Here is a 26,480-nt window from a genome sequence, read left to right on the forward strand (position 1 = left end):
TGAAGAGTCAAACTTGAACAAAAGATTAAGAGGTATTATGCCAGATCCGATTATGTACCAAGAGGATGGTTATGTGGTTCTTCGCCATGATCAACCCGAACAGATCATGGAACCTAACGAAATTCGCCAATTTTTCACTGACTTATTTACAAAAGAACCAGATTTACTCCCCACAGAATTAGAATCCCTTCCTCCCACCGACCAACTCACCAAGCTGCTCGAAGATTATTGTGAGCTGGATATTCCCGATGGATTTTTGCAATGGTATGCCGTCCGCTTCGAAAAATAGGCCTCAACGCGAAACCTCAAACTGAAATTATTTCCATGTATGATGACACTCGTTGCACTCATATGCTGGATTCGTTTCACTAAGGTCACAACCACCCAGCACGACCCAATTATTGGCTAGATTACGTTTTAGCGACTCATCAAAATTCATCAGCCCATACAAAATCAATGCGGTATTTTGCGCGCCACAGTTTGGGCATACCTTTTGATTAATCTCTTGATAGTATTTCCTTTCTGCCTTGGCCTTAGCTTCAGCTTCTGCCTTAGCTTTCTGAGCCGCACGATACTTTTTACTGTTAATCCTTCTTGCCATAAAAATAGTCTAATGCCTACATTTGTTTGTTCCGCGACATTTATGTGACTGAGCTATTACTTATTCAGACAAAATACACCACTGAATTTAGACTTTTTTTCAAACACTAGGTGACAGAGATTCGGCATGCCCTATGGTAACTTCCGCACGACAATTCTTACATATGCCATACGCACTACTTGCATCTCCATCTATCCAATCAAAGTCCACTTCTCCACAAAAAGGACAAGAAGGAGATTCAGTTGGCCAAGCCTCAATAATAGAAAAGAACTTTCTACCGTTATCAGTAACGCCAGCAAGTGATGAAAGCTTATGAATAGTATTTGGTGGTAAATTCCAATTTTGTTCCACCAAATTTACTGCGATAGATCGTGCCTCAAAGGAACGATCTATATAAATGTAGACACTGCGTACCGCTCTTAAAAGTTTCGATTTAACAGTACATCGCTTGACCTTTCTTTCGTTACCACGCTCACCCAAACAAGCCCAGCCTGCATTATATTTTTTCTCCTCATAAAATTCGCCCATAACTTCTTGGATTTGTCTCAATGAGGTAGCAGGAAAATAAGCTAGCCATTCATTGCCACCGACTCTTTTGCATAGTCCATTACTTTTGTTATTCAACAAATAGCTAAAGTAATTAATCTCTTCATCCACTAAGAGATGACCAAAATAATCATTGCGTATTTTAAAACCAGAGCCGTTATATGAAGCCAAATAACCTGACGGACAATCAGAGATAATATACAGAAACTCTTGGAGTAGCTTTGGATTCATGAGCAGTCTAGATTAAAGTTTCGATAGTAATAGCGATCGCCTCTCTCTTTATATATCTACTAATTAGCGGCCTGGAGCTGATCAATCAAAGCAAAGCGAATATCGCCCTCTTTAGAAAGTACTTTTAAGTCGGGATTATCGGTATTGAGGAAGTCTAAGCCGATTTCATTGCCGGAAATGAGAAATTCAACGGTTGCGACTTTATATGTAGTTGTTGGGTCTAGGGGGCGATCGCCGACGAGCCAGTTTTGGGTATCAGAGTCTTGTGTTACGCCACTTGTCTGCAAAAATCCACCGGAGCCGCGATTGGCCAGACCTTGATTCAAAACCTGCTCGAGTAACTCCCCAGACATCTCCACAGTTACAATTTCTCCTCCGAATGGCAACACTCGAATCACGTCATACTGAGTGATTATCCCTGGTGGCATAACATCATCGATCCGAATCGACCCACTGTTGAAAATCGACACATCTACATCAGTGGCACTATTTAATACCGCATCGGCAATGACGTGGGTTAGCTCAGTTGATTCATTACGCACAGAGCTTTCCAGACCATCTAGGGGAATCTCCGTTTCTGTGATCACCGCTTCAGGTTCAAAGCCATTCTCCCGAAATCCATCAAAAGCCTTTTGCTCCCAATAATCCACGGCTTTCTCAGTATCTGGGTCTAGGGCGATCGCCTCAGTCAGAAACTCCAATTCCGATTCAACCTCTAGCTCATCGGAACCAGTGTCGTAAGTGAACCGATGAATATAAGCTGTGCGAGCATTAGCATCAGCCTTAAAAATTGGCGTAAAATCCTTACCGCGCCATTGCTGAATATTGTCATGTTCATGACCGCCAAGAACAATGTCAATCTCCGGAATATTTTCCGCGAGGTACTGATCATCAGGCAAGTTCAAATGCGTCACCGCCACGATCACATCCACATCATCGACGATCGCCTCGACATCTTCTTTCATCTTGTCGAGCGGATCAAGATAAGACACATAGGGCGCTGGATTACTCGGAATAGTCGTCCCCACAAACCCAATGCGTACTTTTTCGCCAGACTCACTCTCAATCGTCCGAATCACATAATCTGGCACATTTTTCCATTGTTCGCCTTCAGCATCACGCACATTTCCTGAAAACCACTGAAATTTAGATTCTTCTAGGCGATCGCGAAATTGAGGCTCTGTCAGATCAAACTCATGATTCCCAAAGGTCGCCAAATCCAGCTCCATAGCATTCAGTACCCCGACCATCTGCTGACCGGCCAGGCGATCGCCATCAACTGTTGCTGTTCCCAGCGCTGAAGGACTAAAAAAGTCCCCGGCCATCACCGTAAAAGTATTCTCATTCTCCGCTAACAAATCCTTCCGCACCGTTGCGACCCGAGCCAAACCCGCTTCCGCACCACCCGCTAACGGCGCAATCTCGTAAACATCATTTATCTGCAAAATCTGGAATTGAACCTTTTCCGCCAATACCGAACTATGACTCACTGACCAGCTGATCATCACAACAGAAATCAGACAGACTAGAGCAATTCGATTTAGCCAAACTTTCCAACGAAACATAATAGTTCAATCGCAGCGACATTCAATCTCCCTATCATGCTGTTTTTTACGGTTCGGACATGCCGCCCTTAACATCACTTGACAAAATGACATATCTAGCAGTAAGTCGAAAGCAGAAATCAAGCCATCTTTGAGAATCCTCAAAATTCCTTCAAAGCAAAGATTTCACGGATTTCAAGGACTACAAATCAACAATGTGAGCCAAGTCACAAAACATTAAAATCACGATCACTGTAATATTTTGTAATGATTCGTTATATTTAGTTACACAAGCAACGAAGAGGTAACAACCTATGACTACTAACCAAGCTATTCAAGGCGGATTTGTCACAACTGATGATGGTTACACCAACACATTCGCCCTTGAGCCTGTTGTTTACGTTGATGCGGAAAACACTGCAGGTTGGACAGCATATGCAGAGAAGCTCAATGGTCGTCTAGCAATGATTGGTTTTGTTGCCCTCATCGCAACTGAACTCATCGGTGGCGACACAATCATCAATCTATTGTTCCAACTCTAATTTTTCAGTTAGAAGATTTCGACTTTTCTAGTCTCTAGAAGTATTTAAGCCATAACGAGGACAAAAACATGTTTGCATCATTAGTTATCGGACTACGCAAAATCATGGGCAAGAGCCGCTTCAACCAAATCCGAGGCAAGGCTATTGGCCTCCATTGCAAGACAATCACCAATTTCTGCAACTTCATTGGTATTGACTCCAAAGAACGTCAAAGCCTAATTCGTCTCGCTCGTAACAATGGTAAGCAGCTCGGGTTTATGGCTTAAATCTACGACTTTAATTTTCTATCCTTTTAAAGTTTTCTCCTCCTAAACAAAATTGACTCTAAGTCCTTGATGTCGGTGTGCCCCGCATCAGGGACTTTTTTTGTGATATTCGTCACTGGCGATCGCCCGAGAGATCAGAAGAGCTCTGTAATATCGGCAGGTATTATGACTGATTAGGTACACAAGTCAGAGGCTTCTAGCGTCACTTTCTTTTGCTTATGGAAATTCGATAATAAAGACATAGAGACAGGCAACTTATTTTCTTCTTACAGAGCAATGCAATGCACATTCACTACTTTATTTTCTGTCATGGTCATGTCTAGCCACAGCAACGGGCGATCGCCCACAAAAAATAAAATAGGTTTAAGCACAGATCCATAGCTCACTTTCTATAACAATAAAATTACTACTAAAGAATTCTAAAATCAGCTCAATTCTTTTGTAAGGTATTTCAAAACTTTTCATCCAAGCGATGGAAAGTTTTTTGTTTTTTTGCGATAATCATATCTCCTCAAAAAAGGCATTCTTTTCAATCAGAATTAGTACATTTTGATGAGATCAATTAATACTTTTTTCTGTTGTCAAAATCAATTATCATACAATCGCCAAAAAACAAAAAGAAAAGCAAGTAATCGTACGCCATATCACCGAAAAAACGACTATGAACTTTAAGCTATTTCTCCGATATGAAAAAACTTTGGTTTGACTATACTAAGAAGTAGGAAAGAAATTGTCCAAGCCCCAATGCTTTGAGAGTAAGCATCTGGGGCTTTTTATTGTCTATGGCTGACAATGGATTCCCAGGTATAGATATTGGATATTTGCTGACTATCTTCAGTCGAAAACAAGGATGTAATACTCACCTTGGATTTCTGCTGAAAATTGCTTCTTTTCATTAACTATTTCGCCGAGAATAGAAGAGGAAAAATCTTCACCTCATTCAGAAAAAAATATCTTCTATGTCCATAGAAGAGAGATAAACCAATAAAATCTAACAGGATAAAAAGTCCTAAGGCAATACTTTGAAACAGGATAAATGTAAGTTCACTTTCAAAAGAAAAAGCTAAATCTCAGACTGAAAAACATTTCAGATCTATCCGCTATGGAGATAAAAATTCGCTGTGCTCTTACCTCATTCTTCTATAATGTAGATGACTTTTACCTAACCTGCGAATAGCACTATTACAGTATTCAATTGCTCTCTGGAACAGAATAACCTAGCCAAAGCTACTCTCATCTGAATCTAATGAGTGAAGTGATGATTATTGTTCAGAACTTACGCAAAAGAAAACTTGAGAGCAGGAGATTGAAGCTGCGGACGAAGGAAATCAGACCATGGTTAGTGAGAGATTTCATAGACTAGACCTCTTGCAACAGGGTAGAGAGAAGGTAAAAAGGAAGCAAACACAAAAAACAGAGAGAGTTTCAAGAGAGTAATGTTAAACGCCAATTGCGCAGTAGCTCAATACTTCCATTCACTCTAAATTTCGCAAACAGTGCCATGCTCAAGTCCACCATGTGTTTTGATTTAGAGACGACCTTCGTCCTGCGATGAAACCGAGCAAACCAATGGCGATTGTCTGAGTTGTTTCTCTCAATTGCTATAGCAGGCATGGCATCTATGTTTATTGCTTCTATCCTATTCTGTCTTAACCCACTCCTTGCCTGCTATATATCCAATCCTGTGGCTGGATGGCATGAGAATAAAAATCAGAGAGGAAGGACGGGATACGAATCAGACTCTCTATCTAGCACTGGGAGTGAAGCAGTCCGGTCACAAGGAGGTCTTAGGAATGTGGCTATCCTCGGGAGGAGAGGGGGCAAAATTTTGGTTATCAGTGCTGAATGAAATCCACCATCGGGGAGTCGAACATATCTGTATAGCTTGTGTGGATGGGTTGAAGGGATTTCCCGCTGCCATTGAAGCGGTGTTCCCAAAAACGAGAGTGCAATTATGTATCGTTCATCTGATACGAAATAGCCTGAAATTCGTTTCTTGGAAAGACCGTAAGTCCGTGGTGTCAGACCTCAAGCCTATTTACCAGGCCGCCACAGTTTCCGAGGCAGAATCCGCCTTAACTGCTTTTGCGGAGCGTTGGGACGGTATCTACCCCACTATTTCCCAAATATGGCTGAATCATTGGGAAAACATCATTCCATTATTTGATGATCCAGCTCCCATCCGCCGCATCATTTACACCACCAATGCCATTGAGGCGGTCAATCGCTCTTTGGGCAAGGTGTGAAAAACCAAGGGCATGTTCCCCCATGCAGATGCTGCCCTGAAATTGCTGTATTTAGCCCTGAAGCATTTGATGAAGAGATGGACGATACCAATACAATACCCCATTGGAAAAGGGGCTTAAGCTATTTTGCCATTGATAATCCAGAGTATTTTCTTCACTAATTTTCTTTGCTTACACAAAATTCTTGACACTCCCAACGTCGAAGGCATCCACTCCACAAAACGTTGGTAACTCACGGCTCTGGGAAAAGCTCTTCGCCAGTGATGACGCACATTGATGAGATAGAAATATTTAAAATTGCGATAGTGAGATTGGTGAAAAGCAATCAATATCGTCATTATCTCGCTGAGACTAAGGCTTCTGGGGCGACGCCGTCGCTTTTGCTTTGAGGCCAGTAATTGCTGTTGCCATTGAGGTTCAAAGACTTGGCAGAAATCATCAACAGCACAAAACAAAAGTTCTAGACTGGTCATGGGAGAAGGTAGTGGACTGGTTATCAACTTCCACAATATGCACTTTTTCCTTTTTCTTTCTTAACCCGAACTTACGTTAACATTACTCTCTTGAAACTCTCAAAAGTCGTATTCGGAAGCAACTCAGACATAGTCCATCCCTCAGAGATGCCATGGATATGACTCTGCGTATAGCAACTTCTTAACTCTTTTGGCCACTGCTATAGTATGGAGCATCAGAAATACTGAGACATTAAAGCACTTCTGCAGGTTCAAGAAGATTAGATCTTTGAGAATTGGGGCTTAAGTAAAGGCCGGAGTAGAAACTTTCGCCGCGATCGCCTGAGCAATTTCAACAAGAGCTTTTGCAGAAGCAGATTCAGGATGAGAAACCACGATCGGCATCCCATTATCACCACCTTCACGCAGCGCAATCTCTAACGGCACACATCCAAGTAAAGGTACATCTAACTCTTTTGCTGTCTTCTCACCGCCGCCAGAACCAAACAAGTCATATTGCTTCTCAGGCATATCAGGCGGAATGAAGTAACTCATGTTTTCCACAATACCAAGAAGATTCACATCCATTTGTTGGAACATCTTCAAGCCACGACGAGAATCTAGCAAAGATACCGTTTGGGGGGTTGTCACAATAATTGCGCCCGCCATCGGCACAGCCTGAGCCATGGTTAACTGGGCATCACCTGTACCAGGAGGCATATCAACTAACAGATAATCGAGTTCGCCCCAATTCACTTGATATAAAAACTGTCTGACCATGCTATTGATCATCGGACCACGCCACATCACTGGCTGGTCAGGATCAATCAGAAATGCCATCGAAACGATTTTTACGCCGTGGTTAAATTCAGGTTGGAGAATATCTTTGCCATCTGTTTTATCAACTTTAATATCGACTTCGCCAACGCCCATCATATTGGGAACATTTGGGCCATAAATATCTGCGTCTAAAAGGCCAACTTTCGCACCACTCTGGGCAAGGGCGATCGCCACATTTACAGCGACACTGCTTTTCCCAACACCTCCTTTACCACTAGAGATCGCAATAATATTTTTTACATCGTCAATGCCCTGCGGGCTAGGGAGAGGCTTCGGTGTAGGAGGAGCTGCAATCACAGAAACATCCACAGCATCAACACCATCAAGGGCCATCACAGCCTTTTCGCAATCTTCCACAATTAAATCTTTAATCATGCCCTGTGGTGTGGCTAAGGCAAGGGTAAAAGACACAGTCTTACCATCAATGACTACATCCCGCACTTTGCCTGCTTCTACCAAGCTCTGCTTACGTTCAGCATCTTTAACAGGTTTCAGAGCATCAAGCACTACTTGAGAATCAATCATGGCTTTGGAGACAATTAGGAAAATGGATAGAGAATTGACGACTAAAACAAATTACTTAGCGTCAGATTTAGGGTGAAAGCGGATACCCACAAAAATATCGTAAAGGAATCCGAGGAAATCTTTCCCTCTCAGCAAGCCAAGGGATTGAGGAGAATCTTTCTGATCGAGGAGGGGCTTAATATGATAGTAAGCAGGCTGATATTTGTACCAAGGAATAGAGGGCCAAAGGTGGTGCACAAGGTGATAATTCTGGCCAAGGATCAGTAAGTTTAGGAGTTTCCCAGGATAGACACGAGCATTTTTCCAACGATCACGTTCTTCAAAAGGACGGTGGGGCAAATAATCAAAAAATAGACCCAATGCAATACCGACAACCAGAGCTGGCACAAACCAGAAATTCATGATGTAGCCGATAAAGTCAAAGTGGATACCAAGATAGACAATAACGCCCAAAAAGGCACGGCTAAGGAACCATTCCAATAATTCATAGTTCTTCCAAAGACGGCGCCTAAAGAAGAAAAACTCGTGGTAGAAAAAGCGAGCAGCAATCATCCAGAGCGGCCCACCTGTAGAGACAAAATGGTCGGGATCATTGTCAGGATCATTTACATGAGCATGATGCTGTAAATGAACCCTTGTAAAGACAGGGAAGGCAAAACCCAACATCAAGGCACTCGAATGGCCCAAAATTGTATTGACAGTGCGGTTGCTATGAGCCGCGCGGTGGGAGGCATCATGGATGACGGTACCGGCGAGATGTAATGCCAAAACATTTTCGGAAAAACAAACCCAGTCGTACCAGCCCCAAATCCAATAACCACACACGGAAGTTGCAATCAAAACAACGCTGATGATAACCATCCATACGTTTGGATTCATGCCACCAGGTGCGCGTAGATACTCCTTTGACATTCTGAGTGATGACGTAGCCACCGCCGTCATAACTGTCTATACTCCTTACTACTTAAATTCTAAAAAATTTCGCAATCTTGCGTAGTTTACAATACTTAAGCCTATTCCATAAAGCTTGACGTCTCCGGCACACTAAAGATGTTGTGTAATAAAAGCCTGAGATAATAGGCATTTCAAGATGTTTTCTACGGCTTGAAGTAAAACAAAAAGGTGAGGCGATCGCCCCACCAGATGTTGAAAAAATTGAAATATTTAACAGCTTAATGCTGCAATATTCGTAAAAAAATAAATATGCTTAGTCGATCTCAATAGTCATCGGTGAGCCATCATCAGCTTTGGTTTTGCTGTTGTTACCAGACTGTTGGCGGAAATCAGTGTAAAGGCGATCGCGCCACTCAAAAAACGGTGCATATTCAGCATTGTCGCCCAATCCCGGAATGCCTTTCCCTTTGAGATATTCAGGAATATCGAGATAATTACCAGCAGGAAACTTAAGCAAAATACTTAGAGCAGCCACACTAAGGTCAGCTAGCGTTGGCTGGTCACCGAGTAAATAAGGCTGATTTTGCACAATTGCGGTCAGCGCTTCTAAATCTTGCTTGAGGCCACGTTGTGCAAACTTCACTGCATCACCGCCCAGACCCACACCAGCACCGAAAAAGTCGAGCACATCACCGGGAACAGCACCCAAAATATTCTTCAAAAAATCAGGCACTTCCTTCGGTAACATCGAGGTGCGGAAATTAGAGTTCTGATTTAGTGCGCCAACAAATGCGGTACGACCTTTTACCCCAATCGATTCATCCGCCCACTCTTCCATGATCAAACATTGCGCCCGTTGCATCACGTCAACAGGAATGATTGGTTTGTCGGGATACTTACGGTCTAAATAAAAAGCAATCTCAGTTGAATCACTAATGACGGTATCGCCATCTTTGAGCACAGGTACTTGGCGCTGGCCGGACATCTTGTAGAGCTCCAATTGACCGATACCAGGTGTAACCTCAATCTTTTTGTACTCTAGACCTTTGTAATCTAGGATAAGACGAATTTTTTCGGAAAATTGCGACAGTTCAAACTGATGTAGCTCTAGCATTATGACTCGGCTTCGTTGTAGATAAATCAACCACACCTTACAAAAATTCTACAGAAATTGCTACGAACAACTGTGGCAGAATAAGGGCAGACCATTAGTACAAAAAGTCTGTTATGAGCATCAATATCGTCAACTTGGTTGGAAGAGCTGGGGGAGATCCAGAGGTTCGCTATTTTGAGTCTGGATCAGTGAAGTGCAATTTGACTCTGGCAGTAAATCGCCCCACAAGCCGTGATGATAAACCGGATTGGTTCAATTTGGAGATTTGGGGAAAGACAGCAGAGGTCGCCGCAAATTACGTCAAAAAAGGGAGTCTAATCGGTATTCAAGGAGCGATCAAAATCGAACAGTATACTGATCGCAATGGCTACGACCGAACAAAGCCTGTAGTGCGGGTAAATCGTTTAGATTTGTTAGGGTCTCGCCGTGATGTCGATCCGAGCGCGGTGGGTAATTATGAAGGTCACGAATTTTAGGGCTTGAGAAAAAAGTTTGGGGTATGGCGGCGATCGCCACAAAGATATCTTTTCCATACTCCCGAACTTATGTCCTTTACTCTTAAAATGAATCGTTCTGCTACAGCATCAAAGAAAAAGACCTCCCAATATTTGGGAGGTCTACAGAACAGCACTTTGAGTAAACAAAGCTTTTGAAAATTAGAGAATGAATACCGGATCAAGACCGTCAATGGCTGTGAGGAGATTTAGAAGAAGAAATTATTACTCAAGATGATTTCGAAAAAAGAGAAGAAAAGGTTGCAGCTAGTTTTTAGTGATAGGCGAAAATCCAACTTAAAAATGGTGCATACAGCGCGCCACAGATAATGACGATGAGAGAAAACTGGAACACAGACCAAAGTTCAGTTGTCATGATTTTCACCTTTTGAGAAAGAATTATTGCCCAGAGAAAAAGAAAAATTGTTGCTCAGAGAAGAGGTAAAACCTCGTTTGTTCTCTATGTCTTTAGTATCTCTTGATATTCGCGGAAACTCTGTGATGGAGAGGGACAGAGTTGATGTTTGTGATCAGTTTAGAAGGTTAACTGAATTACGGATATTTGGAGATCGCTATCAAATTGTCAAGTGATATTAGTCACAAAAAATCTCCAAGTATCAACAACATAGGACACTCGGAGATCTCGGCAACAATTTCTTTCTTGTGAATATTATGCAACATAATCCCCTCAAGTGTAGTGGGTGGTGACTCCCCTATGACGCCTTTAGATGTAAGAATTCGGCTATTTACAAGGATTAAGGTGCATGATGACCTTGGTAATTATAGTCATCAAGTTTTCTGATTTTTAGGAAATGGCGATCGCCTAACCTGTTCTGTAATACTGAGGAATGAAGTATCAGTGATCCCAGCAGAACTATGGCCGTTGAGACAAGACCCAGAGATGTACAGCCCTATCCTCTTAGTGCTGATACCCTTGCGCTGCGATCACGGACTTGGGATCGCTTGAAATTTGAAATCGAATACGGCTTACAAAAAGGAACAACGGCCAATAGCTATCTCATCCGCAGTGACAAAACAGCTCTGATTGATCCTCCTGGTGAATCGTTCACAGAAGTTTTTATCCAAGCCTTACAAGAACGTTTTGATCTGCGCACCTTAGACTACATTATCCTCGGCCACACAAATCCCAACCGTTGTGCGACGTTAAAAGCACTTTTAGAATTGGCTCCTCAAGCTGTGGTTGTCTGTTCTAATCCTGCGGCGATCGCCCTCAAAGACTTATTAAAAGACACAGAGCCCACTCTCCACATCATCAAAAAAGGTGACACTCTCGACTTAGGGAAAGGACATAACCTCGAATTTGTTTTAACTCCTAGCCCTCGTTATCCGGGACATCTCTGTACCTTCGATCCGGCCACAGAAATTTTATTTACCGATAAATTTTTTGGAGCCCATGTCTGTGGTGACCAAGTGCTTGATGAAGGGTGGCAAGTTTATGAAGAAGATCGTCGCTACTATTTTGATTGCATCCATGCGACGGCCCTTCGTCAAACCCTTTTAGCTTTGGGCAAAATTGCAGACAAACCCGCAACTATTTATGCCACAGGTCATGGCCCCTTAGTACGCTACAGTCGCCAAGAACTTTTAAACAATTATCAAACTTGGGCAGAGAAACAGAAAAACGAAATCTCTGTTGCCCTCATTTACGCATCTGCCTATGGCAACACCGCCACTGTCGCCCAGGCTCTTGCCCGAGGCATTTCTAAAGCTGGTGTGATGGTCGAAACATTTAATGCTGAACATGCTGAACCCGAAGACATTAAAACGGCGATCGCCAACTGTAGCGGCTTCATTATGGGTTCTCCAACTCTTGGTGGTCATGCACCGACCCAAATCCAGACAGCCCTTGGTATCGTCTTAGCCAATGCTGAAAAAACGAAGTTAGCAGGGGTTTTCGGATCCTTTGGTTGGAGTGGAGAAGCTATTGATTTGCTTGATGGAAAATTTAAAGACGCAGGCTATCAAATTGGCTTTGATCCAATCCGCGTCAAATTTAAGCCTACCGATGTCACGTTAAAAACTTGCGAAGAGACAGGTACAGATTTTGCCCAAGCTCTCAAGAAAGCTGCCAAACGCCGTAAGCCAAAAGAGAATGTTGCTTCCACCTCCCAAACCGCAAACCTTGAACAAGCTCTCGGTCGGATAGTTGGTTCCCTCTGTGTGATCACAACAAAACAAGACGAACTTTCTGGCGCAATGTTGGCCTCATGGGTTTCCCAAGCAACATTTAACCCACCTGGTTTCACGGTGGCCGTAGCCAAGGAGCGAGCTATTGAATCTTTGATGAATACGGGTACAGATTTTGTGATTAATGTGCTTCAAGAAGGGAATCACCTTGGCTTGATGAAACATTTCCTCAAACCATTTGGCCCTGGTGAAGATCGCTTTGAAGGGGTCGAAACAACGGAGGCTGAAAATGGCTGTCAAATTCTCTCCGATGCTCTCGCTTATCTCGAATGTAAAGTAGCCAATCGCATGGAATGTGGCGATCACTGGGTAATTTACGCAACCACTGACAAAGGTCAATTGCTCCAAAGCAATGGCATCACAGCAATTCACCACCGTAAGTCTGGCACACATTACTAAGGTTGGGAAAGGGAACGGGCAAAAGAATTATCGGAGGTTCAATTCACAAAATTGAGCTTTTGAGAAGGATGGATTTTTATCTATCGAAGAACTAGTTTAACGTGAGTTCGGGATAAGGAATAAAGGTTCTAATCAAGTTTTAGAGAAGGTTTCTTGGGCTGATGACAGTAGGCAATGAGACCGCAAAGTAGATTGACACAAAAATTGGCAGGACTGCGGTGGCGGGAATGCTCAATCTGAGAAATATTCTTCAGTTGGTCAATGACGGTCTCAATCAAAGCTCGCTTGCGGGCCAAAACTTTGTCACGCCAAAGCATCCGGTGATTCTTCATATTGCGACGAGGCTTAGCTAGAAGCCTCATATCATATTCTTCTTGTAAATACTGTGCCAGAGGTTGAGAGACGTAACTTTTATCAGCAAAGACTTTTCCCGATAACTCTTTCAAAAGCTCCACTACCGGCTTTCTATCATTGGTGTTGCCAGGCGTGATTTTAACATTGAGTAATTCGCCATGGTCATTGATAACCAGATGTAGTTTGAAGCCAAAGAACCACCCCACAGAGGTTTTACCTCGAGCGGCATGACCATCAAAAACGCGATGTTGAGAGATGCGGCGATTGTGACAAACCTTGATACTGGTGGCATCAATGAAACTAATACCTGTGCATTGACCATAACAGTGCTGTAGGTAGACACATAGAGGTACTAACGTCGAGGGTATGTAAATTAATTTGTGTAAGCGGTCAAAATCCAGAAAAAAGCAAGGAGACCATGACCCATGAAAAAACAGAATCAAACCAGTAGAGCCGATGAACTGATTGATGAATTACTGCAAGATTGTCCAGACTCGGAATCAATTCTGGGAGAATCAGGCTTGCTACAGCAGTTGAGTAAGAGATTAATTGAAAGAGCCTTGCAAGGGGAATTGAGTCATCATCTGAATCAAGTCAAAGAAGCAGGTAAGCAGAATAGTCGAAACGGCTATTCCAAGAAAACAATCAAATCAACCCAAGGGGAAATGGATATCAGCATCCCAAGGGATAGGAAAAGTGAATTTGAGCCGCTGTTAGTGCCCAAAGGTCAAAGGCGTATTCAAGGGCTAGAAGAGAAGATACTGGCTTTGTACAGTCGAGGTATGAGTACCAGAGATATTCAGGCACAAATGCAAGAACTGTATGGGGTGGAGATTTCAGCTGGGCTAGTGAGTGAAGTGACCTCGGCAGTGATGGAGGAAATCAAAGCATGGCAGCATCGTCCTCTGGAGGAGATATATCCAATCCTGTGGCTGGATGGCATGAGAATAAAAATCAGAGAGGAAGGACGGGATACGAATCAGACTCTCTATCTAGCACTGGGAGTGAAGCAGTCCGGTCACAAGGAGGTCTTAGGAATGTGGCTATCCTCGGGAGGAGAGGGGGCAAAATTTTGGTTGTCAGTGCTGAATGAAATCCACCATCGGGGGGTCGAACATATCTGCATAGCTTGTGTGGATGGGTTGAAGGGATTTCCCGCTGCCATTGAAGCGGTGTTCCCAAAAACGAGAGTGCAATTATGTATCGTTCATCTGATACGAAATAGCCTGAAATTCGTTTCTTGGAAAGACCGTAAGTCCGTGGTGTCAGACCTCAAGCCTATTTACCAGGCCGCCACAGTTTCCGAGGCAGAATCCGCCTTAACTGCTTTTGCGGAGCGTTGGGACGGTATCTACCCCACTATTTCCCAAATATGGCTGAATCATTGGGAAAACATCATTCCATTATTTGATGATCCAGCTCCCATCCGCCGCATCATTTACACCACCAATGCCATTGAGGCGGTCAATCGCTCTTTGGGCAAGGTGTGAAAAACCAAGGGCATGTTCCCCCATGCAGATGCTGCCCTGAAATTGCTGTATTTAGCCCTGAAGCATTTGATGAAGAGATGGACGATACCAATACAATACCCCATTGGAAAAGGGGCTTAAGCTATTTTGCCATTGATAATCCAGAGTATTTTCTTCACTAATTTTCTTTGCTTACACAAAATTCTTGACACTCCCAACGTCGAAGGCATCCACTCCACAAAACGTTGGTAACTCACGGCTCTGGGAAAAGCTCCTCGCCAGTGATGACGCACATTGATGAGATAGAAATATTTAAAATTGCGATAGTGAGATTGGTGAAAAGCAATCAATATCGTCATTATCTCGCTGAGACTAAGGCTTCTGGGGCGACGCCGTCGCTTTTGCTTTGAGGCCAGTAATTGCTGTTGCCATTGAGGTTCAAAGACTTGGCAGAAATCATCAACAGCACAAAACAAAAGTTCTAGACTGGTCATGGGAGAAGGTAGTGGACTGGTTATCAACTTCCACAATATGTACTTTCTCCTTTTCTTCCCTTATTCCGAACTCACGTTAGTTTAGCAAGGCTGGAAAACATAAATAAAGCCCCAAAAAGGGATATCCCCATCAAGGCTAGATGGTTTAATTCCTTTAGCCGCCAATGTTGAAATCTTGTCAGAATAATAAGTAACGTGAGTGTTAGATAAGAGAAATATGGGAAAGTTTCTTCTCCTATAGGTTTCGGGCTTTTTTCTATCTATTTCAGGAAGGATTATTTTATGCAATATTCTACTAGTTGAGCACAATACACAAGATATTTTCAGTAAAAACGCCTTGTTGCGAATCAGAAAATAGATAAAACTCCAAACACACTTTTGATTTATGGGGATTTCAGCCCAATTCCTTATCCAAAACTGATGTCATAGCAGTGGCCGAATAGTTTCAGAATTAGAATAAAAGTCTATATCTAGATTAAAAATACCAGTTGCTGATAGTGATGACCTACAATGTCAAGCCCTTGCTACGATAGCACTAGGTATCCCGAAAAAAGATGTCTGTGAAATGTTCGGTCTTGGCCTTAATAGCCTTTATCTCTGGATACAACGTATAAAAGAAACAGGGAACTACAGCTCTAAAACAGGGTATCAGAAAGGCTAGGGTCACAAAATCACAGACTGGGAAGCATTCAAAAGCTTTGTGCAACAGCATCCAGATAAAACCCAGGCAGAAATGGCAGAGTTGTGGCCGGGTGATGTGAGTCGTCGCACCATATCGAGAATGTTGAAGAAGATAGATTTTACTCGCAAAAAAGGCCTATGGGTATCAGGAAAGGGATGAACAGAAGCGGGAAGCATTGAGGCAAGAACTAGCAAGATTAAAACCCGAACAAATCATCTACTGTGATGAGTCGGGAATGGATGAGAGAGACGGTCAGTATGACTATGGCTATGGCCCTGAAGAGGAAAGAGTTTATGACCTCAAGTCAGGAAGCCGTCGCGGAAGAGTTAAGAGGATTGCCGCATGGAGTCGAGGCAAACTGTTTGCACCTTTTATTGTGGAAGGCTCTTGTAACCCCCATGTGTTTGAGGTGTGGTTAGAGAACTGTTTGCTACCGGAATTAAAGCCCAATCAGATATTGATTTTGGATAATGCCACTTTCCATAAGGGAAGAAGGGTTGCAGAAATCCTGGCAAAGGCGAAATGTGAGGTGTGGTATCTGCCTCCCTATTCACCAAGACTTAAACAAGATTGCACAATGCTGATCTTGGCTAAAAAGTCGTATTTGGAAGCAGCTCAGACATAGTCCATCCCTCAGAGATGCCATGGATATGACTCTGCGTACAGCAACTTTTTAACCCTTTTGACCATTGCTATATGGAGCAAGATTTTATTTTTATTTCTGCGTAAAAGCTTGGAGTGGAGCTTAATACCTCATAAATCTTTAAATCGCGTTGCGCTGAATATAAGCTGTCAAACAATAAAAAGAGGAGATGCAATATTGCTCTCCTCGATTTCTTTTATAGAAAAAAAATTCATGTGTCTAAACGATCTGTGACTTTTTATGTAGCATTCGTTGTCATCTTTTTAAGAAAAATCACAGTCAACAGATGAAGCTTATTTACGGATATTTTTCGCCATATTGCGGAACATATCCATACTTGTATCAGTTTTCTGCTGCGGAGCAGGAGGAGCAGTGAAAGACGGAACAGGAGCTAGAGTTTCTTGCTTTGTTTCTGCCACAGGCTCAGGAACCGCTGTCTCTGCAACCATGGGTGCCTTTTCTTCTGGAGCAGCAGGTTGTGCTGGTGTGAAGCTAGAAGAAAAAGAAGGTGTGGCAGAGGCAAAGCTAGGAGTGCTAGAGGCAAAAGATGCGCTGCTATTAGAACGAGAAGGAGTCTGATTGGGGTCTACTTCACGCATGTTATCGGAAGAAACCTGAGAAATAATAGTCTTGCCTTCATTGCCCTTGAGCTTAGGGAATGTGCGCTTAATTGTCTTAGACTGCTTCATATACTCGGTATCGCCTAAGGTTTGAGCTTCTTCGAAATCGAGGAAGAAGTCACCTTGCTGCTGCTCTGTCTTTCCGCCAAATAATCCAAAGAGTGCCATAAATTTAAATTAATCTTCAACAAACAACATTACTTTGTGTAAATGATATCAAAGATCTTCTCATTTAAGTACTGATTTAGACACTTGACAGGTTCCCTTTAGATTTGTTTGTTTGTGTTTCTTCTGTATTTAGGGCAATCGCAAAACCCTTCGCTTTCTTTTGCATTAGTTTCAAAATATTCAAAAAGCCATTGGCGCGGGAGGGTGTAAGGCTAAAACTTAGACCTGTCTCTTCGATAAAATCGGGCTTGATTTCGATAATCTCAGCAGGGGAAAGTCCATTAAGACCATTAATGAGTAAACCGACTAACCCCTTAACGAGTTGGGCGTCAGAATCCCCATGGTAAGTGACTTTGCCATCTATATAGTCAGCAGTAATGAAAACCTGGGAGACGCATCCATGGACTTTGTTATTAGGATTTTTATCTGCCTCTGCCATCGGTTCTAGTTTGTTGGCATACCACAGAAGTTGTTGGTATTTTTGCTTCGGGTCAGTTTTCCGTTTGAAACGACTCACAATTTTGGCGAGGTTGGCAGGCAATGCTGATGACATAGCAAAAAAATCTGGAGCGAGAATATATTAAGTAATACTACGGTGTATTGTGACAAAAAAAACTCGGCGATCGCCACTGAAGGGCTCACCGAGTTTTTTATTAATTAGATAGATGCGACTTAACGACGGCTAAAGGAAGGAAGTTCAACCGCAGCTAGAGAAGAACGTTTCTTTGCTGTGCGTAGAGGATTCAACGTTGGAGAAGGGAAATTCTTCTGCTGGGTTGGAAGACCACTGGCGGCCACCATTGGCTGTTGGGGTTGACGCTGAATAGTTGGTGCTGGAGATGTCGGTTGAGCAATATTTGGAGCTGGGGTATTGCTTTGGCGAACACTCGTTTGTAACTGAGGAAATTGCACAATTGTCTTGGGTGCGATTGTTTCTGGTTCCTCGATAACCTCTTGGGACATTGCTTCCATTTCAGCTTCTAAATCTTTGAGTTGTTGCTCAAGATCATCGTTAATATCCGGTGGCAGAACGACGGAGGCTTCTTGGAGTTCTGCTGCGATATCTGGTGTAGCGATAGGTGCTTGCTGTTCTGCCGGAAATACTTGGCTTGTAAGTTCGGTTAGATCAACCTCTGTAGTGACTTCATTATTTGGGAAGAGAGGTTTTGGCTCTAGCTTTTGTTCTGACCAAGGTTGGATGCGACTGACTTTGGGAATAGGAGCTTTTGCAATGGGTGTGGAGGGAATATTAGATTCATCGACTTGAACGCCTTGCTGTTCTAGAGCCGTTTTGTATTGGATTGCGTAACGTTGTTGACGCTGGAGTCGTGCTTGCAGATCTTGAATTTCCTGTTCTGCAGCGGCTAATTTCTGCTGTTGTTCGTCGTAGGACTCACGTAACAGAGTGCATTCCCGTTCAACTTGGGCAAGTTGGGTCTGGCTTCTCTTGAGGGTGAGGTTGAGTTCGTTCATCATGGTGCGATGTTCACGAACATTTTCTTTTGCCAACTTCAAATTCTCTCTGAGATTTTCGAGCTCGTCTTGGTTGCCAGTCAAGCTATCTGCTTGTTGGTTCAGGAGACTATCGGCATTACGGGAGCGGGCAATTTGTTTTTGAAGTCTTTCTTGGGACTCTGCCAATGCTTGTTCGAGTTGAACAACAGTTTTCACAAGTTCGCGATTATGTTGTCTTAATTTGCGAGCGAGCAGGAAGCCATCATTATCAGCTTCAAGCTCATCGCTGGAGGGAATGAGTGCTGTGGGGTCTAAAGGATTTAACTCAGAGGACTCAGAGCCAGTAGCCGTTGCGGAAACATCAATAGTTTGAGGAGAGTCTCCGTCTAAAAATGCTTCTGTTTCGAAGGGATTCGGCTGTTGTGAATCGGGATTTTGGTGGCTCATAGTTTCGTGAATCTAGACGTGAGGCAACACAGTTTAGGGATGGTGGGGAGTAATGCTGCTTGAAGTGTATCAAGGGATGGAAAAAAATTCGACACAATTAAGCTGTATCTTGCTTCGTTTTCCACTTAATCTCTTGAATTCTAAAGCTATTTTACGATTGTACAGAGGATCTCGAAAATTGCTCGCGCTTATTTGCTGAATTTATTGAATTTAATCAGTTTGCTGCAGGAAAAGACGGACTGCGACAGAGATATTTTTGTTGGCTGTTTGCTCTAAAAGGTCTGAGCCATGGTGACGTCGCGCATTTCTTCTGGGGTTAGGTGAGCGTAAGTGACTTCACCATCTTTGAGCCAAATAATCCGGTTTGTCTGGGCGGCAACATCGTTTTCGTGGGTGACCATAACGACACCCATGCCTGTGCTTTGAAGTTCGCTAAATAGATCGAGGATTTCGTGGGTGGTTTTGGAGTCTAGGGCACCCGTTGGTTCGTCAGCGAGGAGAAGTAAGGGTTCGTTGACAATTGCTCTGGCGATCGCCACGCGTTGTTGTTGGCCACCGGAAAGCTGGTTGGGGCGATTATGGAGGCGGTTGGCCAGGCCTACTTTTGTGAGGGCGGCAACGGCGCGAGCTCTGCGTTCTTGGGGCGAGACATTGCCATAAATCATCGGGAGAATAACGTTTTCTAAGGCACTGAGTTGGGGCAGGAGATGAAACTGCTGGAAGACAAAGCCGATATTTTGGTTACGGATGAGCGCAAGTTGGCGATCGCTGAGAGTGGAGACGTTTTCGTTGTTGAGAAAATAGTCACCTTTTGTCGGTTGATCAAGACAGCCAATGATATTCATTAGCGTGGATTTGCCGGAACCGGACGCTCCCATGATGGAGCAATACTCACCTGTTTTGATTTGGAGTTCCACATCTCGCAAGGCGTATACCGTCGTTTCGCCGGAACCATAGATTTTGGAGAGATTTCTGATTTCAATCATGGACAGCGATCGCCCAACTGGGCTGATAAAAACAGGCCAAACTTAGCCGCAATGCTATTGTAGCGAGTTTGCCAATCGTACTTTTAGAGTAAATAAATACGCTTTCATTTCCTATGCAATCTTTATTTCGCCCTATCTTATCCGTCAGTCTTCTTTGTGCTTTGACCTTGGTGGGATGTAGTTCAAATAGTCCTTCGAATGGTGAAACGTCGATTTCCTCAGAACCCGAAGCGACAGAAACTCAGACTACCGAAACCGAAACCGAAACGCCAGAAGCTGCTCCAACAGAACAACTCGTCCTTGCTGATGGTTCAGTTACAGTTGATTTGCCAGCTGGTTGGGCGGCAAATCCTGGTCAACATCCCTTCGATGAGCAATCTCTCTCGCCAGATAAGCGTTTAGGTACAGGCATTCGAGTTTTGCGACTTGCGGAGTTGCCAGAAGGAGCAGCGCCTAAGGATGCCTATCTACGTGATATTGAAATTTTGACGTCCCAGGGTGATTATTCTGAGTCTGAAGCTGAAACCGTTGAATCTCTTGAAGATAAAACGGTCACAACGACAACTTACGCTGGTGAAATTAATGGTTTGGCTGCCTATTACAAGTTTGCGCTGATTGAATTCACGGAAGATCCCGATCTGTTTCTTGTTATGGTTCAGGGTGGTGCGCCAACAGATTGGGCTACTGCAAATGAAATCTTGATGGAGATTAATCGCTCTGCCACTATCGCGACGGCTGAATAATTAGTATCAAACTGATAGAGGTAACCTTTACCATCGGAAATAGTGGATGGTTGCCTCTTTCTTTTTTAGTGTTGGCATAAGTCGAGCGAAAACAGTTAGCTATAAAGGTAATGTGTCGAGTTTGGTTCGGCTCACATGATGACAAAGTTGATGGCTTATGAATCTTTTCCTGCGTTACGTGTTGTTGATTGTCTTGGTGGTTGGTTTGTCGTTTTCTGGATTGGGCATCAATAACCCTTTGATCGATCGTCGGACTGTTGCGATGAACTCTGAGGCGATCGCCGTTGAAATTATCTCTGACATCATTGAAACCAAAGAAATCAAATTGGCTGATGGGGCGATCGCCGTTGAAGTACCGGGAAATTGGCGACCAAATCCCAAACAAAATTCTTTTAGGAAAGACAATGTATTCGATAAGGACTACATTGCTCGCCGTGACTTTTTAGGGAGTGCGATGCGTGCGGTGCGGTTTGATGAGCTACCCGTCGGTTTGATGCCCAAGGATATTTATTTGCAAGAGATTGAGTCCATCACCGAATCTTTGCAGGGTTCTGCGGAATTGGTTGAGTTAGAGGCTATCGAAACTCTTCCAGACAAAAGAATTACAAGCAGTACCTATGTCATTAAGGTTGGTGGTTTGATGAGCTTCCATTACAAAATTGCGTTGATTGAGTTTACGGAAGATTCAGATTATTTCTTAGTGATGGTGCAAGGTGGTGCGCCAAAAAATTGGGATACTGCCAATGAAAAATTGCAGGAAATAAATCGGTCTGCCACATTGCTAGCTGCCAAGTCATTCAATAATTAGCGATGCCAGAAAATAATGTTGTCAGTTTGATTGTGGCGGGCGGGCAAAGTCGTCGGATGGGACAGGATAAAGCCCTACTCATAGTTGACGGTGTGCCGCTGCTCCAAAGAACTGTGGCGATCACCTCCCAACTGTCGAAAGTTGTTTGGGTGAGCACCCCTTGGCGTAAGGAATACGAGTATTTATTTTCAGAACAGGTGCAATGGGTTGATGACTCGTTGCAACAAGGTGGTTTAGTAGCACTCGCAGAATTTTTGACGGTAAAACCAATCGATGAGTGGATTTTATTATTGGCCTGTGACTTGCCCTATCTCAAGCTTGAACAGTTACAAAAATGGAAGCAACAGCTGACTCAGATTCCAGAATCTTGCGATGTTGCGTTGGTGAAAAATGCAGCGGGATTTTATGAACCGTTGTGTGGTTTTTATCGGGGAACCGTGGCCAACTCACTAGAGAAATACCGAAAAGAAGGCGAGCGCTCCTTTCAGAAATGGCTAGCAACAGAAATGGTTTTTGAATTAGTTTTAGACGATCTGACAATGCTGTTTAATTGCAACACTCCAGAAGATTTCGCTACCCTGAAAGCCCAATTCTAATCATCTTTCTAAGCCACTATCCTATGCAACAAACAGCCCTAAATCTCATTGCCATTGGTGTCTTTTTAATGACGATGACTAGTTTGCTCGGTGGTATTTTTCATATTTCGCCCTTTGTCCCGGCAGGAATTACTATATTTATTATGGGCATCGCGTCGGTGGATACGTTTCAGCTTCAGGGTCGCGGCGCAATGCTATTTCTTGATTTATTTACCCCAGAAGAAGAACGGAAACGCGTTATCCAACATGAAGCTGGACATTTTCTGGCGGGATATTTATTGGGCATTCCAATCACGGGTTATAGCTTGACGCCGTGGGAAGCCATCAAAAATACTCAAGGCGGTTTGGGTGGCGTGAATTTTGATTTAGAAGCAGTGGAAGAATCATTGCAAAAATCCCAGCACATTAATCTTTTGGTCGAGCGCATCAGCACGACTTTAATGGCCGGTATTGCTGCTGAAAAACTCGTTTATGACCAAGACAAAGGTGGCTTTGAAGATCGCCGTCAACTCAAGAAAATGTTGCTGAAAGCGGGTCTTCCTTCTGTGGTTTATGAGCAAAAAGAAAAGTGGGCAACTCTTCAAGCCACCAATCTCTTGGAGCGTAACAAAGCAGGTTATGACAACCTCGTTAAAGCGATGGCAGCCCGGAAATCTTTAGAAGAATGCTACGAAATTATCGGCGAAACATCTTCAGAATTAGAGGCGATCGCCTAATCATTTTCTTGCTTATCAGACTGAGCGGCTTAGAGTTGTTGCGCAAACTTGGATATTTCCTTCTTTCTTCAACTCTTTGCTTGCTATAGGTACCCCTTAAACGGTTAATCCATCGCTTAATTTATTTTTACCTCAGAGTCTCATTGGATGATTCTGATTCAAGTTTTTGTTGGAGAGACTGATATTTTTTACGAGTAATATCATTATCTGGATTAAGTTCAAGGGACTTTTGGTAACTGACGATCGCCGCTTCATTTTTGCCTAATGCTTGCAGCGCCACACCTCGATAATGCCAAGTAAAGGAATCATCAGCGTCGATCTTTAAAGCTTTGTCATAACTGGCGATTGCCTCTTCATCTTGGCCCAGGGCAGTTAAAGCGATTCCCCGATAACATAATGTCCAAGAATCATTTGGTTGGAGTTTTAGTACAGCCTCGAAATCCGTGATTGCCTCGTCATATTTATCGAGCATAATGAAGCACCAACCTCGCTGTTTCCATGTATCGCAATATTCTGGATCCCAAGGCTGTGGCTGACTAGGATTGATATTAATTTCTTGATGGTTTCGTAAACGATTAAGCGCTTCAGTGAAGCTAGTGATCGCTTCAAGATATTGATCTAAATTGGACAAGACTAAGCCGCGATAAAAATGAGGTTTGTAGTAGTGATCATGTTTATTTAGAGCTGCATCGTAATGAGTAAGAGCTTCTTGGTATCGTTTTAAATTGAGCAAAATTTCACCCTTGAGATGCCACGCTCGATAGTTGTCTATTGACATCCATTTTTGGGCATCAATTGCTTTGTTACAGGCGATGATGGCATCTGCTTTTTTGCTCCACTTATAAAAAATCATGGCTTTTGCATAGTGAATCGGCTCTGAGTCATGGTGAATCTCTCTTCCTAGTGCCTGATCTAAACTTTCAATTGCTTCTGTATATCGATTCCGACCTAATTTAGATAGGGCAATACCATGCTGGAGCCAGACATAGGAAACATTTGTATGAATTGCAAGAGCATGATCATAGCTTGTGATCGCCGCTTTATATTGCTCTAAATCCTGTAATGCACGACCTTGGCAAAACCAAGCTATACGGTCATTGGGATCATCGGCAACAGCTTTTTCATAGAGCGTTAAAGCTTCTGTTTCTCGTCCTAATTTCGACAGGATTGACCAACGCGCTTCCCAAGATTTTTCAGAACTAGGCTTACAATCAATTGCTTTGGTATAACTCGTGATCGCCTCTTCTATCTGATCCTGTTTTTCTTGTAGTTCCCCGATTGTATGCCATACCGAAGGATATTCTGAAGGCCCTAGTTCAATCCCTTTCTTATAACTTCTAATGGCTGCATCAATTTGCCCTGATGCTTCAAGATGTCTAGCTTTATCGAATTGCGCCTGAGAATAATTCGGCCTTAATTCGATGAGGCTGTCTAAACCTGTCAGAATTTCGTCGTTTCGTTTTAACTTACGCAGTGCTTCTATGCGTCTGACCCATACAAGCTCTAGCTCCGGCTCAATATAAAAAGCTCGGTCATATTCTGCAACTATCTCTTCACTTTTGCTTGAACCATAAAGGATCGAACTTCGATGCTGCCAATCTGGATGAGTATTGGGTTTTAGTTTGAGAGCTTGATCATGACTGTCGATCATCGCCTCATATTTTTGTTGATTATATAGAACTAAACTCCGATCTAACCAAGCTTCGTGATTATCTGGTCTTAGATTAATTGCTGTGTCATAGCTAGTGACTGCTGCTTCATATTTGCTCAAGTATCGTAAGCAAAAACCTCGATGGTGCCATGCCCTATAGAAATTGGGTTGAATCTCAATAGCCCGGTCATAACTTGTCACTGCCTTCTCATATCTGTCTAAACATCTCAATAGAGAAGCGCGATCACACCAGACTTCGTAATTATCGGGATTTTCTGTCAGAATCGCGTCATATTCAAGAATTGTTTCTTCAAACTTGCCATAACGCCGAAAGGTTCTTCGTTTATTTCTTTTGGTATCAAATTCATCGGGGTCAATGGCAAGAGCTCGGTCATAGCAAGCTAATGCTTCTTCGTATCTGTCTAGTTTATCGAGTGCATTTCCTTTTTCTCGCCATGAATTATATTTCAGAACGCAACAAGATTCTAGGGCAATGGCTTCTTCGTAAACAGCGATCGCTGCTTCAAATTCCCCTTGTTGAGCTAATGCTAAACCTTGGTCATACAAAGCTCTATATCGCGCATTTTGGATGTTGGAAGATTGATCCTGATTCATCTTGTTTGTGTGGGAAACAATGCGCTAAATATCTTGCTGAATTTTACGTTTTCAGAGCTATGTCACTAGGGTTTTCAATAGTATGAGCAAGTAGCTCTGGATAAAAAATTTGAAAGGTTTGATCGATGAGTGGATAATGGGACTCTAATAGGGCGATCGCCTGAAGCATTGGCTCAAACTTTGGACGACGTGCCACAATCCGACGCATCGAAAATTCCACTCCTGCCAACTCTGAATATCGATGGAGTAGTTTTGTTTGGTGCATACTGCGAATCATCATTGAAGCTTGGCTTGGCAATTGAGGCGTACATTGCAGAATTTCGGTGAGACGAGACTCAATAAACTCACCTCGTGGGATTGTGCTTTGCCACTTTTTCCAAGATTGTGAAAGGCAATGGTCAAAAACAAGGTCTAAAATTACTGGGGCAAATCGCCTCAACTTCCCCGGAAAGAGTTTGCGTGCTTCTAAAACAACTGGATGAGAATCGGTAAAAGCATCAATTTTTTTATGAAGTTCGATGCCTTTGCGATATTCGGGACAATCAGATTTCCTGCAAAAATCTGCCGCTAAATTCCCCGCTGCTGCCACAGGAGATAGGCGATCGCCAACATGGAGGTGAGCCAAAAGATTCATTGGGATTATTCGGGGCGCACTAAGCGAGGGCGAATCGTTTCTTCTGCTTCCTCTGAAACCTCAATAGCCTCAACTTCATCATTATTTAAAAGTAGTGTTCGAGTCTGTTGAACGGCGGTAGGTAAGTTTTTTAATTGTTCTAAACGCTCTGGTTTTTGGATCAGTTCCTCTAACTTTTCTTGATCCAAAGTTTGAATCATTCCCATCTCTAGCAGAAATTGCAGATTGGCGAGAACTTCATTTTGACTTTCTGCTTCTAGAGCTTCTTGGATCAGAGTGTATTCAAATTTTTGGCGTTCGAGACGTTCATCCGCAAAGCTGCTGATGGCTGCGGCGCCAATACCTGTGCCAATCAACCCGCTGAAGGCTGTGATGATGGAAATAATCAGAGGGGAAGGATTGGTCTTCTCGTTTTTATCTACCATGATTTGGATGACTCGGCTTAGAAAGAAATGTTGTCTATTTTTCAGTATAGAAATAAACTTCGGCGGCGATCG

23 protein-coding genes and 6 pseudogenes are annotated in these 26,480 nt (G+C 43.1%); 12 read left to right on the forward strand and 17 right to left on the reverse strand.

The window, feature by feature from the left end; all coding sequences use genetic code 11:
* Positions 1-37 precede the first annotated feature (37 nt).
* Positions 38-289 carry a chlororespiratory reduction protein 7 gene (locus LEPTO7376_RS09330; protein ID WP_015133943.1) on the forward strand — a complete coding sequence of 84 codons (252 nt, stop codon included), beginning with the start codon at positions 38-40 and terminating at the stop codon, positions 287-289.
* A 27-nt stretch (positions 290-316) separates the two neighbouring features.
* On the opposite strand, the gene LEPTO7376_RS09335 is transcribed toward LEPTO7376_RS09330, so the two are convergent.
* The 3 genes from LEPTO7376_RS09335 to LEPTO7376_RS09345 form a co-directional block, all read right to left on the reverse strand.
* The gene (locus tag LEPTO7376_RS09335) at positions 317-601 is read right to left on the reverse strand and encodes a hypothetical protein (protein WP_015133944.1); all 285 of its coding nucleotides are present in this window, start codon (positions 599-601) and stop codon (positions 317-319) included.
* A gap of 99 nt (positions 602-700) precedes the next feature.
* Positions 701-1,378, reverse strand: coding sequence for a GGDEF domain-containing protein (locus LEPTO7376_RS09340; RefSeq protein WP_015133945.1), 678 nt, complete (start codon positions 1,376-1,378; stop codon positions 701-703).
* Positions 1,379-1,437: 59 nt separating this feature from the next.
* The gene (locus tag LEPTO7376_RS09345) at positions 1,438-2,943 is read right to left on the reverse strand and encodes a bifunctional UDP-sugar hydrolase/5'-nucleotidase (protein ID WP_015133946.1); all 1,506 of its coding nucleotides are present in this window, start codon (positions 2,941-2,943) and stop codon (positions 1,438-1,440) included.
* Between the two features lie 293 nt (positions 2,944-3,236).
* Here LEPTO7376_RS09345 and LEPTO7376_RS09350 point away from each other — a divergent pair, with 293 nt between their 5' ends.
* Together LEPTO7376_RS09350 and LEPTO7376_RS09355 are read left to right on the forward strand one after the other, a co-directional pair.
* Entirely contained in the window at positions 3,237-3,464 is a 228-nt protein-coding gene (locus LEPTO7376_RS09350; protein ID WP_015133947.1) for a chlorophyll a/b-binding protein, read from the forward strand.
* Positions 3,465-3,532: 68 nt separating this feature from the next.
* Positions 3,533-3,730 (forward strand): hypothetical protein, encoded by a 198-nt coding sequence (locus tag LEPTO7376_RS09355; protein ID WP_015133948.1) that lies wholly within the window; start codon positions 3,533-3,535, stop codon positions 3,728-3,730.
* 1,425 nt (positions 3,731-5,155) lie between these two features.
* On the opposite strand, the pseudogene LEPTO7376_RS26340 reads toward LEPTO7376_RS09355, so the two are convergent.
* A pseudogene (locus LEPTO7376_RS26340) lies at positions 5,156-5,338 on the reverse strand (IS1 family transposase); the annotation flags it as partial.
* Positions 5,339-5,391: 53 nt separating this feature from the next.
* Here LEPTO7376_RS26340 and LEPTO7376_RS09360 point away from each other — a divergent pair.
* On the forward strand, positions 5,392-5,976 hold the full coding sequence (locus tag LEPTO7376_RS09360) for an IS256 family transposase (protein WP_160148431.1): 585 nt from the start codon (positions 5,392-5,394) through the stop codon (positions 5,974-5,976).
* A 194-nt stretch (positions 5,977-6,170) separates the two neighbouring features.
* Here LEPTO7376_RS09360 and LEPTO7376_RS09365 read toward each other — a convergent pair.
* From LEPTO7376_RS09365 to LEPTO7376_RS09380, 4 genes and pseudogenes are all read right to left on the reverse strand, one after another.
* Positions 6,171-6,449: pseudogene (locus LEPTO7376_RS09365) on the reverse strand (IS982 family transposase); the annotation flags it as partial.
* A gap of 282 nt (positions 6,450-6,731) precedes the next feature.
* Entirely contained in the window at positions 6,732-7,793 is a 1,062-nt protein-coding gene (locus LEPTO7376_RS09370; RefSeq protein WP_015133950.1) for an Mrp/NBP35 family ATP-binding protein, read from the reverse strand.
* A 51-nt stretch (positions 7,794-7,844) separates the two neighbouring features.
* Positions 7,845-8,735, reverse strand: a complete 891-nt coding sequence (gene crtR, locus LEPTO7376_RS09375) for a beta-carotene hydroxylase (protein WP_015133951.1) — start codon at positions 8,733-8,735, stop codon at positions 7,845-7,847.
* 265 nt (positions 8,736-9,000) lie between these two features.
* Entirely contained in the window at positions 9,001-9,801 is an 801-nt protein-coding gene (locus LEPTO7376_RS09380; protein WP_015133952.1) for a glutathione S-transferase family protein, read from the reverse strand.
* Positions 9,802-9,914: 113 nt separating this feature from the next.
* Here LEPTO7376_RS09380 and LEPTO7376_RS09385 point away from each other — a divergent pair, with 113 nt between their 5' ends.
* Together LEPTO7376_RS09385 and LEPTO7376_RS09390 are read left to right on the forward strand one after the other, a co-directional pair.
* Complete coding sequence (locus tag LEPTO7376_RS09385) at positions 9,915-10,277, forward strand: single-stranded DNA-binding protein (RefSeq protein WP_015133953.1); 363 nt, start codon at positions 9,915-9,917, stop codon at positions 10,275-10,277.
* A gap of 894 nt (positions 10,278-11,171) precedes the next feature.
* Positions 11,172-12,902: a diflavin flavoprotein gene (locus LEPTO7376_RS09390; RefSeq protein ID WP_015133954.1), complete on the forward strand. Its 1,731-nt coding sequence runs from the start codon at positions 11,172-11,174 to the stop codon at positions 12,900-12,902.
* Between the two features lie 128 nt (positions 12,903-13,030).
* Here the strand turns inward: LEPTO7376_RS09390 and LEPTO7376_RS09395 are convergent.
* A pseudogene (locus LEPTO7376_RS09395) lies at positions 13,031-13,621 on the reverse strand (IS982 family transposase); the annotation flags it as partial.
* Between the two features lie 60 nt (positions 13,622-13,681).
* On the opposite strand from LEPTO7376_RS09395, the pseudogene LEPTO7376_RS09400 reads away from it, so the two are divergent.
* Positions 13,682-14,907: pseudogene (locus LEPTO7376_RS09400) on the forward strand (IS256 family transposase).
* 33 nt (positions 14,908-14,940) lie between these two features.
* Here the strand turns inward: LEPTO7376_RS09400 and LEPTO7376_RS09405 are convergent.
* A pseudogene (locus LEPTO7376_RS09405) lies at positions 14,941-15,219 on the reverse strand (IS982 family transposase); the annotation flags it as partial.
* A gap of 481 nt (positions 15,220-15,700) precedes the next feature.
* On the opposite strand from LEPTO7376_RS09405, the pseudogene LEPTO7376_RS25685 reads away from it, so the two are divergent.
* A pseudogene (locus tag LEPTO7376_RS25685) lies at positions 15,701-16,578 on the forward strand (IS630 family transposase).
* A gap of 259 nt (positions 16,579-16,837) precedes the next feature.
* Here LEPTO7376_RS25685 and LEPTO7376_RS23470 read toward each other — a convergent pair.
* The 4 genes from LEPTO7376_RS23470 to LEPTO7376_RS09430 form a co-directional block, all read right to left on the reverse strand.
* Positions 16,838-17,332 carry a hypothetical protein gene (locus LEPTO7376_RS23470; RefSeq protein WP_015133956.1) on the reverse strand — a complete coding sequence of 165 codons (495 nt, stop codon included), beginning with the start codon at positions 17,330-17,332 and terminating at the stop codon, positions 16,838-16,840.
* Positions 17,333-17,408: 76 nt separating this feature from the next.
* Entirely contained in the window at positions 17,409-17,885 is a 477-nt protein-coding gene (locus LEPTO7376_RS09420) for a SufE family protein (protein ID WP_015133957.1), read from the reverse strand.
* Positions 17,886-18,004: 119 nt separating this feature from the next.
* On the reverse strand, positions 18,005-19,234 hold the full coding sequence (locus tag LEPTO7376_RS23475; protein ID WP_015133958.1) for a hypothetical protein: 1,230 nt from the start codon (positions 19,232-19,234) through the stop codon (positions 18,005-18,007).
* 272 nt (positions 19,235-19,506) lie between these two features.
* Positions 19,507-20,220, reverse strand: coding sequence for an ABC transporter ATP-binding protein (locus LEPTO7376_RS09430; protein WP_015133959.1), 714 nt, complete (start codon positions 20,218-20,220; stop codon positions 19,507-19,509).
* Positions 20,221-20,333: 113 nt separating this feature from the next.
* Here LEPTO7376_RS09430 and LEPTO7376_RS09435 point away from each other — a divergent pair, with 113 nt between their 5' ends.
* The 4 genes from LEPTO7376_RS09435 to LEPTO7376_RS09450 all read left to right on the forward strand — a co-directional run bounded on the left by LEPTO7376_RS09435 (position 20,334) and on the right by LEPTO7376_RS09450 (position 23,083).
* Positions 20,334-20,963, forward strand: coding sequence for a hypothetical protein (locus tag LEPTO7376_RS09435; protein WP_015133960.1), 630 nt, complete (start codon positions 20,334-20,336; stop codon positions 20,961-20,963).
* 157 nt (positions 20,964-21,120) lie between these two features.
* On the forward strand, positions 21,121-21,771 hold the full coding sequence (locus tag LEPTO7376_RS09440) for a hypothetical protein (RefSeq protein WP_015133961.1): 651 nt from the start codon (positions 21,121-21,123) through the stop codon (positions 21,769-21,771).
* A 2-nt stretch (positions 21,772-21,773) separates the two neighbouring features.
* Positions 21,774-22,367, forward strand: a complete 594-nt coding sequence (locus tag LEPTO7376_RS09445; RefSeq protein ID WP_015133962.1) for a molybdenum cofactor guanylyltransferase — start codon at positions 21,774-21,776, stop codon at positions 22,365-22,367.
* Positions 22,368-22,390: 23 nt separating this feature from the next.
* Positions 22,391-23,083 (forward strand): M41 family peptidase, encoded by a 693-nt coding sequence (locus tag LEPTO7376_RS09450; RefSeq protein ID WP_015133963.1) that lies wholly within the window; start codon positions 22,391-22,393, stop codon positions 23,081-23,083.
* A gap of 127 nt (positions 23,084-23,210) precedes the next feature.
* Here the strand turns inward: LEPTO7376_RS09450 and LEPTO7376_RS09455 are convergent, their stop codons facing one another.
* Genes LEPTO7376_RS09455 through LEPTO7376_RS09465 form a run of 3 tightly spaced genes read right to left on the reverse strand, consistent with a single transcriptional unit; the run spans position 23,211 to position 26,408 of the window.
* Positions 23,211-25,349, reverse strand: a complete 2,139-nt coding sequence (locus tag LEPTO7376_RS09455; RefSeq protein ID WP_015133964.1) for a tetratricopeptide repeat protein — start codon at positions 25,347-25,349, stop codon at positions 23,211-23,213.
* 43 nt (positions 25,350-25,392) lie between these two features.
* Positions 25,393-25,983 carry an ACP phosphodiesterase gene (locus LEPTO7376_RS09460; protein WP_015133965.1) on the reverse strand — a complete coding sequence of 197 codons (591 nt, stop codon included), beginning with the start codon at positions 25,981-25,983 and terminating at the stop codon, positions 25,393-25,395.
* 5 nt (positions 25,984-25,988) lie between these two features.
* Positions 25,989-26,408 carry a hypothetical protein gene (locus LEPTO7376_RS09465; protein WP_015133966.1) on the reverse strand — a complete coding sequence of 140 codons (420 nt, stop codon included), beginning with the start codon at positions 26,406-26,408 and terminating at the stop codon, positions 25,989-25,991.
* Positions 26,409-26,480: the final 72 nt, after the last annotated feature.

Origin of the sequence: [Leptolyngbya] sp. PCC 7376 (assembly GCF_000316605.1) — a bacterium.
Taxonomy (GTDB): domain Bacteria; phylum Cyanobacteriota; class Cyanobacteriia; order Cyanobacteriales; family MRBY01; genus MRBY01.

What these genes read in the sequence shown, in the direction of transcription:
- LEPTO7376_RS09330 (WP_015133943.1), top strand. Translation starts at nt 38, where the DNA reads ATGCCAGATCCGATTATGTACCAAGAGGATGGTTATGTGGTTCTTCGC.
- LEPTO7376_RS09335 (WP_015133944.1), bottom strand. Translation starts at nt 601, where the DNA reads ATGGCAAGAAGGATTAACAGTAAAAAGTATCGTGCGGCTCAGAAAGCT.
- LEPTO7376_RS09340 (WP_015133945.1), bottom strand. Translation starts at nt 1,378, where the DNA reads ATGAATCCAAAGCTACTCCAAGAGTTTCTGTATATTATCTCTGATTGT.
- LEPTO7376_RS09345 (WP_015133946.1), bottom strand. Translation starts at nt 2,943, where the DNA reads ATGTTTCGTTGGAAAGTTTGGCTAAATCGAATTGCTCTAGTCTGTCTG.
- LEPTO7376_RS09350 (WP_015133947.1), top strand. Translation starts at nt 3,237, where the DNA reads ATGACTACTAACCAAGCTATTCAAGGCGGATTTGTCACAACTGATGAT.
- LEPTO7376_RS09355 (WP_015133948.1), top strand. Translation starts at nt 3,533, where the DNA reads ATGTTTGCATCATTAGTTATCGGACTACGCAAAATCATGGGCAAGAGC.
- LEPTO7376_RS09370 (WP_015133950.1), bottom strand. Translation starts at nt 7,793, where the DNA reads ATGATTGATTCTCAAGTAGTGCTTGATGCTCTGAAACCTGTTAAAGAT.
- crtR (WP_015133951.1), bottom strand. Translation starts at nt 8,735, where the DNA reads ATGACGGCGGTGGCTACGTCATCACTCAGAATGTCAAAGGAGTATCTA.
- LEPTO7376_RS09380 (WP_015133952.1), bottom strand. Translation starts at nt 9,801, where the DNA reads ATGCTAGAGCTACATCAGTTTGAACTGTCGCAATTTTCCGAAAAAATT.
- LEPTO7376_RS09385 (WP_015133953.1), top strand. Translation starts at nt 9,915, where the DNA reads ATGAGCATCAATATCGTCAACTTGGTTGGAAGAGCTGGGGGAGATCCA.
- LEPTO7376_RS09390 (WP_015133954.1), top strand. Translation starts at nt 11,172, where the DNA reads ATGGCCGTTGAGACAAGACCCAGAGATGTACAGCCCTATCCTCTTAGT.
- LEPTO7376_RS23470 (WP_015133956.1), bottom strand. Translation starts at nt 17,332, where the DNA reads ATGGCACTCTTTGGATTATTTGGCGGAAAGACAGAGCAGCAGCAAGGT.
- LEPTO7376_RS09420 (WP_015133957.1), bottom strand. Translation starts at nt 17,885, where the DNA reads ATGTCATCAGCATTGCCTGCCAACCTCGCCAAAATTGTGAGTCGTTTC.
- LEPTO7376_RS23475 (WP_015133958.1), bottom strand. Translation starts at nt 19,234, where the DNA reads ATGAGCCACCAAAATCCCGATTCACAACAGCCGAATCCCTTCGAAACA.
- LEPTO7376_RS09430 (WP_015133959.1), bottom strand. Translation starts at nt 20,220, where the DNA reads ATGATTGAAATCAGAAATCTCTCCAAAATCTATGGTTCCGGCGAAACG.
- LEPTO7376_RS09435 (WP_015133960.1), top strand. Translation starts at nt 20,334, where the DNA reads ATGCAATCTTTATTTCGCCCTATCTTATCCGTCAGTCTTCTTTGTGCT.
- LEPTO7376_RS09440 (WP_015133961.1), top strand. Translation starts at nt 21,121, where the DNA reads ATGAATCTTTTCCTGCGTTACGTGTTGTTGATTGTCTTGGTGGTTGGT.
- LEPTO7376_RS09445 (WP_015133962.1), top strand. Translation starts at nt 21,774, where the DNA reads ATGCCAGAAAATAATGTTGTCAGTTTGATTGTGGCGGGCGGGCAAAGT.
- LEPTO7376_RS09450 (WP_015133963.1), top strand. Translation starts at nt 22,391, where the DNA reads ATGCAACAAACAGCCCTAAATCTCATTGCCATTGGTGTCTTTTTAATG.
- LEPTO7376_RS09455 (WP_015133964.1), bottom strand. Translation starts at nt 25,349, where the DNA reads ATGAATCAGGATCAATCTTCCAACATCCAAAATGCGCGATATAGAGCT.
- LEPTO7376_RS09460 (WP_015133965.1), bottom strand. Translation starts at nt 25,983, where the DNA reads ATGAATCTTTTGGCTCACCTCCATGTTGGCGATCGCCTATCTCCTGTG.
- LEPTO7376_RS09465 (WP_015133966.1), bottom strand. Translation starts at nt 26,408, where the DNA reads ATGGTAGATAAAAACGAGAAGACCAATCCTTCCCCTCTGATTATTTCC.